Genomic DNA, 14,108 nt, shown 5'->3' with positions numbered 1-14,108 from the left:
ACGAGTCCAAGCAGAAACCTTGAGAACAGCCTGCTCCGATGGATCACGCGCTGTGCTGTCTCCATGATCCCTCTCTCCCCCAATCCGGCTCCCATATCCGGCTCCCCCGCCGTTCGTTGCGACTGTAGAGGGCGCTTCCACCGAACGACAGAGGGCCTGCCATGGTCCGAGTCCTGCCGGTCGCGCTGAATAGCTGCACCGAGTGCCCCGGCGTGATCCTCAACGTTGCGTCGAACGGCGGGGCGAACTCGATCACTCGGTCCGGTGTCCGGCGTACACACAAGGGGCCTTCATCTGCACATGTGCCCAGACAAAGGAACACGCATATTCAGAGCAGGACGGGTTGTTCGAGTCGGCTGATGCTGTTCTGTGCGACCCGTGAGTGGCATCCCTCCCATCCGGTCCCGCTGCGGACGGCCTGCCAGGCTTCACGGCGACAAGGGCTACGTACGATTGCGACCGCCCGGGGTGATGGGGCGAGCGCGTAGCATCACGCCCCGCATCGCCCCCCAGGAAATCGAATCCTCGCAACGACTGGGCCGGTACCGCTGAGTGGTCGAACGCACAGCGTCATGGCCGGCGGGGTGCCGCCGTCGCGCCACCGCTAAGAACGCAAGCCCAGGCACTTTCTCGCCTTCACCAGCATCGCCCGCACCCTCATCTGCTACCGCAGACTCACCAAATGAGATGGCATCCAAGGTGATCCTGCCCGGGAGACGGAGCGTGGAAAACGGGGGACGTTCATGGGGTCGGCGGAAGACCCACGCCGACCCACCCCCGCCTGCGCGGGGAGCACTCTCCTGAGCTGCGGCGTCACAAGGGCTTTGCCGCTGCCTGACCACCCTTCCTCCGCATGCCTCCATCGTCTCAGAGCCGCGTGCTGACGTCCCCATCACGGGGAAGCCGCGCCGGCGAGGTAGGAACACGGCCTTCCCGCAGCCGGCGTCGAACCGAGCGTCCGCTTGGCCCCGCCAGTCAGGACTTGTCCGGGCGATCATGTGAGGGGGCACGTTCACCGGCTCGGAAGGCTCCGGGGGCTCCGGGGACTCCGGGGCTTGGCGGTTTTTCGGCATCGGCCGACTCTTTACCGGCGACGGGAAGCGGCACCCATACCGCAAACGGAATGCCTCTCAATGGCGGAACCGACACACCATCCCGTGCAGTCGATGGGTAATCCGGTCCCACATCCCTATTCTGTGAACGGATCGGCGAGGGCGAAGGACCGGGGCGAAAACGCCCTCTCGCTCATGGCCGCCAAATTCAGACAGCGGTCATCACTATCGGAGATCACACGCATGAACGATCAGAAGAACGCGAACGAATTTCCCCGGCGTCAATTCGTTGCGCTCTCGGGCACCCTTGGTGCCGCAGCGCTGCTGACCGGTGCGGGAGTCATGGCGGGAACGACCGCCATGGCGAGTCCGGCGCACGGAGGACCGTCCCCCGACCCGTCGTGCCCCCCACCCCCTCCTCCCGGTGGGCCCGCGAGCCCCTGTCCGCCTTCTCAGATGCAGTCCCTCTGCGGCCGGCCCACCGACAACGACCCGCTCTGGCACGACGTCCAGTACTGCACGCAGGGCACCGTCCCGCCGGCACCGCAGCCCAGGCCCGACTGCTTGAAGACGACCCCGAATTACGTCGTGCTGCACGGAAAACCGGAGAATACGCACAACTATCTCCTCCTCCCCTCGTGTCGGATCACGGGCATTGAATGCCCGTTCATCCACATGAACTCGGCGGCGAACTACTGGCAGGAAGCATGGGAGAACGCGAGAAGCGGAGGAAGCGTCCCCGTGCAGTACCCGAATATTGGACTGGGGATCAACTCGCAGGGCGCCCGCCGCTACAATCAGCTGCACATTCACATGGCCGGAATCAGGGCGAGCACACAGAGGCGACTCCAGGACCTCGAATCCCAGGGCCGCATGGCCACCCAGCCCTCCCAATGGGCCGCCCCGGGCAACCAGGCGCCCATTTCCGGGCCCGCGGGTTCAGGCGACCGCGTCTACCGCATCCTCAAGCTCCACGACCTCCAGCAGAACCTCTTCACGCTGCTGTACCGGAACGTGGTGGTCCCGAACTCGCTGAGCATGGCGAACCAGACCATGATCGTGGTCCCGAAGATGACGGCCACCGGATTCGCAGGTTCCTTCTACGTCCTCAACAGCGACACGTCCCTCCACGACGGCACGAGCACGTGCGACTACCTGCTGGTGTACAGCAGCTGACGACTACTCGATGGCAGCCGGCCCCGGGCGCAGCACGTCAACGGGTCTGTTCGCGCCCGACTCGGCGTGGGACGCCTTGGCGCAGTTGCGCATGTCCTGCGTTCAGGCATGAGCACTCGTCTCGGCAGCCCCACGACCATCAGCAACGGCGTCCGAGTGTGTTCTGGCCCGCTCGACGGGGGTGAGGCATGCCTGCATCGCGGCTCTGGCTTCCTGGGGCAGGCCCTCGCCCAAAGGCGTCTTGCGTGGGCTGTGTTCGCCGTCGCAGATCCAGCTCTGCTCGTCGGCGTCGAACGACCACGTCTCGGCACCCCACATCGGGTGGCCCGCGAGCAGGCGTCCGGCCAGCGGCTCGCACCCTTCGGGGGCGCCCGAGGCTCTCAGTGCCTCGACCACCATGTCCACGGCCTCCGGAGGTGTCCCGGTATCGCCCAGCACGGGGAGGAGCAGCAGTAGCCGGGCGTGGGGATCGGTGACCCCGTCCGACCCGCCCGGCGCTTGGAGCAGGGCGGCAAGCTCGGGCCAGCACAGGCCCGGCCCGGTCCGATCCTGGTCATCGCTGGCAAGCGTCAGGCAATCGAACCACTCCGGATGGGTCAGGAAGTAGTCCGTGCTCGTGTACTCCTCACCGCTGTTGTAATGCGCAACGATGGCGAATCCGCCTGTCAGAGGCAGAGTGAAGGCCGGCCACGCCGCCTTGTCGTGAAGCCGCTCCAGCATCGCGCCGGCGTCGGCGGCGTCCACTCCGAAATCCTCCGGCGAGAAGCCCTCGCACAGATCAGCGAGGTGCGCGACCCAGAATCCCGGCTCATCGAGCAGGGGTAGACCGTCCACAACGGGAGCCGATGAGTACAAGTGCCGGGCCATCGCCATGTCGTGATTCTCGCTCACAGTGGTTCATCATGTTCGACCGCACCGTCATGATCCCCGGCACACACACTGCTGCGGCTCGCTCACGACCGCGGAGGCGCCTTTCGCCTACTTGGATTCGCCTACTTCGATTCGACCCGTCCGAGCGGGTTGGGGCCGGCCGCCAGCGCGTCACGCGCCGCCTGCCAAGCGGAATCCCCGGGGTAGAGCTCCGTACGGAGGTAGGCCCAGGTGAGCCGCTGGACCGTGGACACCCGCTCGGGGTTCTCGTCCGTGGTCTCGGCGACGTCATATCCAGAGACCCCGCCGAGCCCATGCTCTGCGTCGAACAGCGTGAGCAGGGACTTGGGGCCCGGGGAGAGGAGGTACGGATCGGTGTGCCAGTCCGGGCCCCGAACCGTCAGATGGGCGGAGGCGTCCTTGTCGCCGGCGACCACGAGCGCGGGCGTCGTCATCTGGGAGAAGTCCGTGGTCGAGAAGAAAGAGTAGTTGTCGGCCGCGAACGCGCTGAGGGCATCGCCGCCTCTGCCTGGCGCCGCAAGCAGTACACCCGCCTTGATCCGGGGCTCGGCCAGGTTCACCTCCGTTCCGTCGTGCGGATCGGTGAGCCGGGCGCCCAGCAGCAGGCTCGCGGTGTGTCCGCCCATCGAGTGCCCGGCCACGGCGACCTTGCTCTGGTCCAGGCGTCCGAGGAGCTGCGGGACGGTGGCCTCGATCACGTCGAGCCGGTCGAGGACGCGCTTCATGTCCTCGGCCCGTGACCGCCAGTACAGAGGCGCCCCGGGGGTAGCGGGATCGAGGCTCAGCGTCCTGGAGCTCAGGTGGGTGGGCTGGATCACGACGAAGCCGTGTGCCGCCCAGAAGTTGGCGAGGGGGGCGTAGCCGTTCATCGAGGAGAGGTTGTTCGAGTAGCCATGGCCGTGCGAGAGGAGGATGACCGGCAGATCGTTCCCGGTTACGGGTGCGGACACCCGCACCTCCAGGTCCACGGCTCGACCGGGAGCCGGCAGCACCACCGGACCGACCGAGAAGACCGGGGTGGGCGAGCTGACGATGTCGGTCGCGTAGGTCGATTCACTCATGGGGCGTGTTTCCCTTCGATGGCCTCTGCCGCTGGTCTCATTCGGCCGACGGCAGACGGCGAACGGCAGACGGCAGACGCCTGACGAGGCGGTCAGGAGTGCCCGGCTTCAGCCACACCGAAAGCGGAGCACTGTTCCGTTTAATATACGGAACGTCGTTCCGTTTCGTCAACGCGGCGGACGCCGAGCGTGACGCCCGCCGCAAGCCCATCCAGGGAGAGGTGCCGATCCCGAAGCAGGCGGGCCGACGCGCCGCGCGACCGGCCGCGCGAGTTCCGCCGCCTCCGCGATCTCAGCGTCGGGTTCGGCATCCGGAGCGCAAGCGGCATCCGGACCGCCGGGTGTTCCGGGGCATTCCGTTCGTGCTCCACACCGGGATCGCTCTTGGGACTCGGGACCCAACACCGGTTCGCAGAGCGTGCGTTCGCGTATCCGCGCTGGTTCCGTCGCCTGCGGATCCGACGAGAGATCCGCGACGACGTCCACGAAGCCTTCCTCACCGTTGGATGCACACTGATCCGCTGGCGGCGTCTCACGGCCCGGTCCGAGCGGGCCGGCTGACAGCACGAAGGTGAGCGTTGCCGTCACTCCCAGCTGGTCTCGGGGATGTGGCTGTGAGAGTGCGCGTCCCACCCTTCGTGGTCACGCCTGGCGCAGTGGTCGGCAACCATGCCTTCTCCATTCGCCGGCGGGGTGACGTCGAAGCAGTGCGCGCGGATCGCCGCGTTCACGATCCGCTCCGGCGCGCGTCGGTACGGGCGTGTGCGGCCCGTCCGGAACGTGCTGCGGGCCTTGCGGGGCAGGGGTTACGGGGGCGATGGTGCTACCAGTCGAGCGTTACCGGCATGAAGGGGGCGTCCTCCGGTGCTGCTTTGCGGGCCTCCAGGGCGGTTCTGGCGGGCGCGCCGACCGGGACGCGCAGTGGCGGATCGGGCTGTTCGACGGTGTCGGCGACCGCGGTGGCCACTTCTTCGGGGGTGACGGTCTCGAAGATGGACGTGCCGCGCAGCAGGCCGAACTGTTCGAGCAGGGGGGTGTAGGGGTCGTTCTCCGTGAAGAAGGACTTGGCGCGCTCGGCTCCGCCGGAGGAGACGGAGCCCGGCTGGAGGATGCTCACCTTGACGCCGAAGTGGCCCGCCTCGACGGCCAGCGTCTCGGCGAGCGCCTCCAACGCCCACTTGCTGGCGGCGTAGGGGCCGATGATCGGCACGACGAGTCGGCCCTGGACGCTGGAGACGAAAACCAGTCGGCCCGCGCCTCGTTCGCGCATGGCGGGCAGCACACCCTGCACCACCCGCAGGGGGCCGAAGGTGTTGAGCTGGAAGAGGGCTTCGACCTCGGAGACGGGTACGTTCTCCAGGGGCGCGCGGACCGTCGCGCCCGCGTTGCTGACGAGCACGTCGATCTCTCCGGCGTCACGGAGAGCCTCGTCGACACTCTTCTGATCGGTGACATCGAGGCGCAGACGCTGGTCGACGGGGAGATCGTCGAGGTCTGCGGGCCGGCGGGCAGTGGCGACGACCCTGTGGCCACGGGCGGCGAGTTCGATCGCGATGGCCCGGCCGATACCCCTGGAGGCGCCGGTGATGAGCACGGACGTCATGTCGGTCTCCTGTCTGGGCGGTGCGGTCTGGGCGGTGCGGCGGAAGCGGCGGCGCACCTCGTCGGCCGATCGCCCGGCTCCCGTGAAGGGCGGGGTGATGAGAGCCGCTGCCGCGGACACGCCCGCCAGGTTGGTTCGATTTTCGAATCCACTACCAGCGCCACGGTAGCCAGAGTGAGTCAGAAAAGCGAATCGACACGCCGGTGACTCTCCGCGGCTTTTCCCTCGTCGGCGCACTCGATGCCGTGGGGAAGCGCTGGAGCCCAGCCGAGGACCTGGCGGCCCACGCACCGCCGCCGCCTCGTCCGCGACGTACGGAACCCGTCAGGCCGGCCGAGGTGTCGCCGGTTCCGGACCGGCGTTGGTTTCGAGGCCGAGCCAGACACGGTCGCGGGTGAGCGGGAGTTCGGTGAACCGTACGCCGGTCGCGTCGCGCAGGGCGTTCGCGTAGGCGGGGGCGACCGGGTTGAAGGGGCTTTCGCTCATGGATTTCGCGCCCAGGGGGCCGATCGCGTCGGAGGTCTCCATGAAGTGGACCTCGGTGCGGGGGACGTCGGCGAAGGCGGGCAGACGGTAGCGGCGGAACGCCGCGGTGCTGACCTCGCCGCGCTCGTCGAGGCGTACGTTCTCGAAGAGGGTGGCCCCCAGGGCCTGGGCGACACCGCCCTCGACCTGGCCACGGCACTGCATGGGGTTCATGACCTTGCCGGCGTCGGCGGCGTGCACGCTGCGCAGGATCCGGACCTCTCCGGTGCCGGGGTCCACGGCGACACGGAACCACTGGGCGTTGAAGGCGACGGAGCGCGGGGTACCGCCGAAGTGGCCGTCGGCGGCGAGTTCGACACCGGCCGTACGGGCCGTCGCGTGCAGGTCCTTCAAGGGGATCCGCTGGCCCTCGCCGCCGTACGGCACGGTTTCCACGGCCTCCTCGGTCAGCCGGCAGGCCGAGCGGGCCACGCCCAGCTGGGCGGCGGCGAAGTCCAGCACCAGGTCGGCGAGAGCGCGTGACGCGCGCAGGGTGGCCTTGCCCGCGACGACCACGCCGGTGGAGGCGAAGGCGCCGGTGTCGTGCCGGACGACATCGGTGTCGGACTGGCGGACGGTGATCCGGTCGACGGTGGTGGCGAGTTCGCCCGCCGCGATCTGCCGGTGCACGGTGGTGGTGCCGTTGCCGAACTCCGCGGTGCCGACGGCCAGGCCGAAGGTCCCGTCGGGCAGCAGGGTGGCGCGGACATCGGCGAAGTGGCCGCCCGGCGGGCCGGTGGCGATCATGGCCAGGGCCGTGCCCTCGCCGACGAGCCAGCCCTCGGGGGCCGGGGCGGCGGGCCCGGCCTGGGCGCGGCGTACGACGGCCAGGCACTGGTCGAGCCCGTAGCTGGCGATGTACAGGTCCTCCTCCTCGCCGCTCGCGGTGATCATGGGTTCACCGGGGCCGATGATGTTCTTCGCCTTCAGCTCCAGGGGGTCCATGCCGATACGACGGGCCAGTTCGTCCAGCGCCGACTCCATGGCGAACATGACCTGTCCGAGGCCGTAGCCGCGGAAGGCCCCCGCCGGAACGGTGTGGGTGTAGACCGCGAAACCGTCGGCCTTCTTGTTGGGACAGCGGTACACCGCCAGAGACTCGGCGCAGGCGTGGAACATCACCGCCGGGCCGTGATTGCCGTACGCGCCCGTGTTGGACACCACCCGCAGCTCAAGGGCGGTGAGCGTGCCGTCCCCGCGTGCGCCGGCCTTGACCCGGACGGTGAAGGGATGCCGGGTGGTGGCCCCGTAGAACTGCTCGGCGCGGGTGTACTCCAGCTTCACCGGCCTGCGCAGGCGCAGCACCGCGAGCGCGACGATGTCCTCGACCAGCATCTCCTGCTTGCCGCCGAAGCCGCCGCCGACCCGGCCCGCGAGCACCCGCACCCGCTCCGGCGGCAGGTCGTACAGGGCGCACAGCGCGCGCCGGGTCAGGAAGGGGGTCTGGGTGCTGCTGCGCACAGTCAGCCGGCCGTCCTCGATCCAGGCGACGGCGCCGTGGGTTTCCAGGCTCGCGTGCTGGACGCGCTGGGTGCGGAAGGTCTCCTCGTAGATCTCGTCGGCCTCGGCGAAGCCCGCCTCCACGTCGCCGACCTCGCCGTGCGTCTCGCCCACCACGTTGTCGCGGGGGCGGGAGATCCGGGCCCGCGCGGCGTCCTTGGCGTGCACGACGGGGGCGCCCGGCCGCATCGCCTCTTCCGGGTCGAGGACGGCGGGCAGCACGTCGTACGTCACCTCGATACGCCGGCAGCCTTCCTCGGCGGCGGCCTCGCTGTCCGCGACGACGGCCGCGACGCGCTGGCCCACGTAGCGGACGGTGTCGTCCAGCACACGCGTGTCGTCCGGGTCCTCCTCGGGGTGTTCGTGGCGGGCGGTGGAGAAGTGCCGTTCGGGCGCGTCGTGGTGGGTGAGGACGGTGTGCACGCCGGGCACGCGCAGGGCGGCGGAAGTGTCGATCGCGGTGATGCGAGCGTGCGCGTGCGGGGAGCGCAGCAGCTTCATGTGCAGCAGCCCCGGCACATCGATGTCGAAGGTGTAGCGGGCGGTTCCCGTGACCACCTGCGGACCGGCGGGCGCGGGCAGGCTGCGGCCCACGGCGTCGCCCGCGCCGGGCTCCTCGGTGTGTTTGACACCGCGGATCGCGTCCTCGATGGCCCGGTAGCCGGTGCAGCGGCACAGGTTGCCCTTCAACGCGCGGGGCAGATCGTCCAGTTGCTCGTCGTCGAGTGCCGCTGTGGTCATCAGGAAGCCCGCAGTGCAGAATCCGCACTGGAAGCCCTGCGCGTCCAGGAACTTCCGCTGTACGGGGTGGAGTTCGCCGGTTCCCGGGGCCAGGCCCTCGACCGTGGTGACCGATCGGCCATCGGCGCGGAAGGCCGGATACAGGCAGCTGTGCACGGGTTCGCCGTCCACATGGACCGTGCAGGCGCCGCAGTCGCCCGCGTCGCAGCCCTTTTTCACCCCGAACCAGCCGCGGTCGCGCAGATATGTGCGCAGGCACTGGCCGGCGCGCGGCTCGGCGTCGGAGGGCTGCCCGTTCACCCGGACCGAGAAGCTCATCGCTCGTCGTCCTCGCTCAGCTCGGCGCGGATCTCCTCCGCCAGCCGCGAGGTCATGTGCCGTCGCCACTCGGGCAGTCCGTGGATGTCGTCGAACCACTCGTCGTCGGCGACGGCGGACGCGATGGCCGCCCGGAGTTCCGCCGCGGACGGCGGCAGCGCGAACCACAGCCGTACCGGCCGTACCGTCGAGGCCGTGACGGTGACCGACAGCGAGTGGTCCAGCGGGTCCAGCGTTCCGATGACCAGTACGCCCGAGCGTCCGAGCCCGTGGAGGGAAGCCTGCCGGAAAGCGGTCCTGCTGCTCAGCGCACGCGCGGGCAGGGTCACCGAGCGCAGTAACTCCCCCTCGGCGAGGTCTTTGCGACCTGCGCCCGTGACGAAGTCCACGACAGGGACCTGGCGCGGCGCGCCGTCCTGGGAGCGCAGCAGGCATATCCCGTCGAGGGCGGCGGTGAGGGAGATCATCGGGCCGGCGGGGAGCGCGTTGCAGAGATTCCCGCCGACCGTGGCCATGTTCCAGATCTTGAACGAGGCGAGGAACGCCCGGCAGCACTGCTCGAACAGCGGCGCCGACCGGGCACCCAACGCCCTGCCGAAACGGGACAGTTGTGCGATCGTGCAGGTCGCCGCGATCTCCAGCGAACCGTCGTCGAGGACCTGTGCCGGCACCCAGCCTGTCCGGCTCAGGTCGACCAGGCGCCGCAGATGGGGCTGCGGCTCGGAGAACAGATAGGTCCCGCCACCCAGCCAGGCGTCACCCGGGAGCCATGGAGCGGGGTGTCGCGCATCTCGTATCTCCACCACCGTATTCAGGTCCATGGCTCAGTCAAACAAGCGGGACCCGGCCGGACCACTGGGTCAGGGCACGGAAACAGCGGCCGGAGACTGGAGGATCAAACAAGAGGCATCTCGCCTGTTCCCGCTGGCATTTGCGGTGCGATTTCCCATACGGGCATCACGTATACGAGATACATGCGTGTGGGACGGTTTCTCCAGGACAAGGCCGCCGGGGCGGGCCGGTGGGCGGGCCCGTGGGCGGGCCGTTGGGCGGGCCGGTGGTTCGCGCTATCCGCGCAGGCCGAGAGCGTCTCTGCCCACGTAGCGCGCCTGGGTGCCCAGTTCCTCTTCGATGCGGAGGAGTTGGTTGTACTTGGCGGTGTGGTCGGAGCGGGACATCGATCCGGTCTTGATCTGGCCGCAGCCCTGCGGCTGCCCACCTTCCACGGAGCCGGCCAGACACGGTTCAAGCACGGCGTCCTCGCCCTCGCCCTCGTCCTCGTGCTCGCACTCGCCCGGCAGCGGACCGTACGGCACGTGCTCTTCCCCGTCGGCGACACCCCTCACGCGGTGGAAGAGGCGCGTCGGCTCGCGGCGGCGCTCGCCGCCGGTCACATCCGCCCGTGATCAGTACGGTTGCCGAAACGAAGCCGGTACTCCTACGGTGAGCGATGTGACGGACGAATCCACACGCGCGGCACGGCTCCTGGACGCCCAGGCCAAAGCGGCGTCGCTGTTCGCCGAGATCGGGACACGGCGCCTGATCGCCGCGGGCCAGGGCGAACGCGCGGTCAGCGACCGGATCCGTGACCTGGCGAACGAGATGTTCGGGACCACGCACTACTGGCACAAGCGGATCGTGCGGTCCGGACCGAACACCCTCCTGCCCTACCGTGAGAACCCACCGGACCGGGTCATCGGCGCGGACGACATCGTCTTCGCCGATTTCGGGCCGATCTTCGAGGAGTTCGAGGCCGACTTCGGGCGGACCTTCGTGCTCGGTGACGACCCCGTCAAGCACCGCCTGCGCGACGACCTGTCGACCGTCTTCGCGGCGGGACGCCGCGCCTTCGAAGCGGACCCGGACATCACCGGCAAGCAGCTCTACACCGAGGTCGAGCGGCTGGCGGCCGAAGCGGGCTGGCAGCTCGGCGGCTGGCACGCCGGCCATCTGGTGGGCGAGTTCCCGCCCGAGTACAACAACTGGGAGGACGTCGACTCCCACATCGTGCCCGCCAACGAGAAACCGCTGCGGCGCACGGACGAGGCGGGACAGCTCCTCCACTGGATCCTGGAGATCCATCTCATCGACCGTGAGCGGGGCTTCGGGGGCTTCTACGAGGAACTGCTCGACCTCTGACGCTCGCCGAGGGCGGGCCGGACCGTATCCCCGGAGCTGCCGGAGAGCCCCTCGCCGGTGCCGGAACGGCCCTCCCGCATTGCCGCGCGATCGGTCTTCTTCGCCGGTGTGTGCGGGTCACCTCCGTCAGCCACCCCGACCACGGTGGCTCCTTCCGCGGACGCGCCCGTGCCGGTGCCAGTGCCTTCCGCGGCGCTGGACGGCCCGCTGACCGCGCACGTACGGGGCACAGGCACCGGCTGCCGACGGGGCGCCGACGAGCCGGCCGTACGCGGGGGTCGTCGTGCCCCAGGTTTTCGCCGCGCACGACCGCGGTGTGCCGGTGTGCCGGTGTGTCCGGACGATGCCGGGCACACCGGTCCGAATGGCAGCCCTACGCCCGGGGCAGCGGCAGCGGCGGATTCGCCGGCTGCGGCCCGTAACCGGCGAGATAGAGCCTCAGGGCACACTGGTCCTCGGCCTCGACGAACACCCGCTGCCCCCAATGGGAGCTGAGACGGTGCGCGACATCGACCAGTCGGCGGCGCTCCTCCGGCGAGTACGCGGGGAACCGGACCCAGCCCCGTTCGGCGATCGTGTTACCGAGATCGTTGAAGAGCACCGCCCGCGCGCGCTGCTCTTCCTCTTCGGTCAGCGGCGTGGAGCCGCCTTCCGCGGTCTGCGACTGGACGTTGTACAGGTCTCGGATCACTGGCCGCTCACAGTTCGTCGGGTCTGTTCCGGAGAGGTTATCGGCCCAGCCGGGAACGGAGTTCCGCGTCCAGGTCGGCGATCACTCCCCCGTCCGCTGGTAGGCGGACCGGGGCTCACACGTCCGGTCGGGCTGTCATGATGACGGATTCGATGCTGCGGTGCCGGGCGGCGCCGTGCGCGAAATCGGGTACGACTGACGTGCCCTCGCGCAGGTCGTCCAGGAACTGCCGGTAGGCATGGGCGACCGCGAAGGCCGGCGCGTCGGCTCGGGCGTCCAGTCGCGGGACGCGAACGTACGACTCCGGCACCGTCATGGGAGCGAGTCCGGTGGACGTTCCGCGGCCGCCTTCGAGGGTCACCGGGCTGAGCTGGAGATGGCCGATCGGGGCGGTGAGGACGAGGTCGCCCTCGGTGCCGTTGATCTCCCAGCGGAAGTTGGTGCCCCGGGCCATGCCTCCGCGGTAGTGGAAGGTGGCCACCGCGCCGCCCGGCAGCCGTCCCGAGGCCACCACCTGGTCCGCGGCGGTCATGGGCACGGGCTGTCCGCTCCCGGTGTCCACGGCCGAGGTACGCCGCGACGCCAGTTGGATCCGCAGTTCCTCGGGCTCTCCGAGGACGGACGCGAGCCCGTCGAGGGTGTGGCTGAAGGGAATGGTCAGCAGTGTCGCGCCGTTGGCGGCGTCGAGCACGTAATGATCGTCGGGGCCGACGGTGGGACCCCAGGCGCCGCCGGAGCCGACGACCGTCGTGGACAGCACCTCCCCCACATAGCCGTCGGCCACGAGGTCCCGTGCGTAGGTGAGGGCCGGGTGGGACCGCGCCTGGAGTCCGACGACGGTCGGCACAGCGCGGCTGCGTGCCTGCCGCGCCATGTCCTCGGCCTCCGCGAGCCCGTTGCCCAGAGGCCACTCGCACAGCACGCTCTTGCCGGCGCTCAGCGCCGTCCGCACCAGTTCCCGGTGGTGCGGCACCTTCACCGCCACGACCACGAGGTCCACCTCGTCGCAGGCGACCAGTTCGGCCGCTGTGCCGAAGGTGCGGGACACGCCGTGCTTCTGTCCGGAGCGCTCCGCCGACTGCTTCGAACTCGTGCTCAGGGCCCTCAGCTCGTAACCCGGGACGGCGCGCAGGGCCGGCAGGTGAGAGCGCTCGGCCCAGCTCCCGTGCGCTCCGAGTCCGATGATCCCCGCTCCGATCGGCTTCTCGGACCGCGCCAGCTCGGCGAGCGGTGACGCAGATGTGTTCATGATTCGCAGCCTGTTCTTTGGGCAGTTGGCATCGACGTCACGCGCGGTGGCCGTGCGGGTGTCACGGAGCTGTGCTCGCAGATGGCCTCGGGTCGCGCTCGCTGTCCAGAAGAGCCATGAGGGGTGCGGCGTACCGGGTTCCAGCCACCGCGTCGGCCGGGACGGCCTCGTCGATCGCGCGAAGGTCCGCGTCGGTCAGGGTGACGTCGGCCGCGGCCAGGGCCTCCTCGACGCGGTGCGGTCGGCGGGTGCCCAGGACAGCCACGATGGTGCCGCGCTCGCGGATCTGGGAGATGACCCAGGCGGTGGCGAGTTGCGCGACGCTGATGCCGTGTGCGTCGGCGAGCGGCCGGAGGCGGTCGGCGACGGTGAGGTTCGTGGCGAGGTTGTCGGGGTGGAAGCGGGGCAGCCAGTGGGCGCGCGGGTCACCTCCGGCGGGTTGTCGGTAGGTGCCGGTGAGCAGGCCGTGCGCGAGGACCCCGTAAGCGGTGACGCCGATTTCCAGCTCGCGGCAGGTGTCCAGGATGCCGTTGGTCTCGGGATCACGGCTGAACAGGGAGTATTCGATCTGTACATCGCAGATCGGGTGCACGGCGTGGGCACGGCGGATGGTCTCCGGCCCCACTTCGGAGAGCCCGATGTGGCGCACGTAGCCAGCCTGGACCAGCTCGAAGATGGCGCCGATCGTGTCCTCGACCGGGATGTCGGGGGCGAGGCGCGAGGGGCGGTAGATGTCGACGTGGTCGGTGCCGAGGCGGCGCAGCGAGTAGGCGAGCGCGTTCTTGACGTGGGCGGGACGGCCCTCGATGCCGGCGAAGGCTCCGTCGGGGCCGCGCAGAGCGCCGAACTTGACGCTGAGGAGCGCCTTTTCGCGCTCGTCGGTGCGGAGGGCGCGGCGGATGAGGTCCTCGTTGTGGCCCATGCCGTAGAAGTCGGCGGTGTCGAGGAGGGTGACACCGGCGGCGAGGGCCGTCTGGATGGTGGCGATGGCGTCGGCCTCGTCGGCGGGGGCGGTGTGGTCGGACATGCCGGCGCAGCCCAGCGCGAGAGGGGCGACCTGCGGGCCGCCGGTTCCAAGGGGTCGGGTTCGCATGGATCCTTCTGTGGGGCGAGAGGCGAGAGAGGTGGGCGCGGCCGGCGGGCCGGCGAAGGAGCGGCCACC

Annotated in this window: 10 protein-coding genes and 2 pseudogenes; 3 read left to right on the top strand and 9 right to left on the bottom strand. The window is 69.6% G+C overall.

Annotation, left to right across the window (positions count from 1 at the left end; translation table 11 throughout):
• Positions 1-378 precede the first annotated feature (378 nt).
• Both OG214_RS36145 and OG214_RS36140 read left to right on the top strand, forming a co-directional pair.
• Positions 379-686, top strand: a pseudogene (locus OG214_RS36145) (IS5/IS1182 family transposase); the annotation flags it as partial.
• Between the two features lie 447 nt (positions 687-1,133).
• Positions 1,134-2,228, top strand: coding sequence for a CDP-diacylglycerol diphosphatase (locus OG214_RS36140; protein ID WP_405987162.1), 1,095 nt, complete (start codon positions 1,134-1,136; stop codon positions 2,226-2,228).
• Between the two features lie 102 nt (positions 2,229-2,330).
• On the opposite strand, the gene OG214_RS36135 is transcribed toward OG214_RS36140, so the two are convergent.
• The 6 genes and pseudogenes from OG214_RS36135 to eno all read right to left on the bottom strand — a co-directional run.
• Positions 2,331-3,119: a hypothetical protein gene (locus OG214_RS36135; protein WP_405987161.1), complete on the bottom strand. Its 789-nt coding sequence runs from the start codon at positions 3,117-3,119 to the stop codon at positions 2,331-2,333.
• Positions 3,120-3,220: 101 nt separating this feature from the next.
• Positions 3,221-4,180: an alpha/beta hydrolase family protein gene (locus tag OG214_RS36130; RefSeq protein WP_405987160.1), complete on the bottom strand. Its 960-nt coding sequence runs from the start codon at positions 4,178-4,180 to the stop codon at positions 3,221-3,223.
• 823 nt (positions 4,181-5,003) lie between these two features.
• Positions 5,004-5,903, bottom strand: a complete 900-nt coding sequence (locus OG214_RS36125) for an SDR family oxidoreductase (protein ID WP_405987159.1) — start codon at positions 5,901-5,903, stop codon at positions 5,004-5,006.
• A 204-nt stretch (positions 5,904-6,107) separates the two neighbouring features.
• A complete protein-coding gene (locus OG214_RS36120) occupies positions 6,108-8,867 on the bottom strand; it encodes a molybdopterin-dependent oxidoreductase (protein WP_405987158.1) in 2,760 nt (919 codons plus the stop codon).
• Complete coding sequence (locus OG214_RS36115) at positions 8,864-9,688, bottom strand: FAD binding domain-containing protein (protein ID WP_405987157.1); 825 nt, start codon at positions 9,686-9,688, stop codon at positions 8,864-8,866. The genes OG214_RS36120 and OG214_RS36115 overlap by 4 nt, the downstream gene beginning before the upstream one ends.
• Positions 9,689-9,934: 246 nt before the next feature.
• Positions 9,935-10,072 (bottom strand): annotated as a pseudogene (gene eno / locus OG214_RS36110) (phosphopyruvate hydratase); the annotation flags it as partial.
• Positions 10,073-10,310: 238 nt separating this feature from the next.
• Here eno and OG214_RS36105 point away from each other — a divergent pair.
• On the top strand, positions 10,311-11,006 hold the full coding sequence (locus OG214_RS36105) for a M24 family metallopeptidase (RefSeq protein WP_405987156.1): 696 nt from the start codon (positions 10,311-10,313) through the stop codon (positions 11,004-11,006).
• A gap of 373 nt (positions 11,007-11,379) precedes the next feature.
• Here the strand turns inward: OG214_RS36105 and OG214_RS36100 are convergent, their stop codons facing one another.
• The 3 genes from OG214_RS36100 to OG214_RS36090 form a co-directional block, all read right to left on the bottom strand.
• A complete protein-coding gene (locus OG214_RS36100; RefSeq protein WP_405987155.1) occupies positions 11,380-11,697 on the bottom strand; it encodes a hypothetical protein in 318 nt (105 codons plus the stop codon).
• A gap of 115 nt (positions 11,698-11,812) precedes the next feature.
• A complete protein-coding gene (locus OG214_RS36095; RefSeq protein ID WP_405987154.1) occupies positions 11,813-12,946 on the bottom strand; it encodes a Gfo/Idh/MocA family protein in 1,134 nt (377 codons plus the stop codon).
• Positions 12,947-13,007: 61 nt separating this feature from the next.
• On the bottom strand, positions 13,008-14,039 hold the full coding sequence (locus OG214_RS36090) for an aldo/keto reductase (protein WP_405987153.1): 1,032 nt from the start codon (positions 14,037-14,039) through the stop codon (positions 13,008-13,010).
• Positions 14,040-14,108: the final 69 nt, after the last annotated feature.

The sequence above is a fragment of the Streptomyces sp. NBC_00872 genome, assembly GCF_045161915.1.
GTDB lineage: Bacteria > Actinomycetota > Actinomycetes > Streptomycetales > Streptomycetaceae > Streptomyces.
Note: the sequence above shows the minus strand (reverse complement) of the source record. Positions and strands in the feature narration are given on the sequence as shown.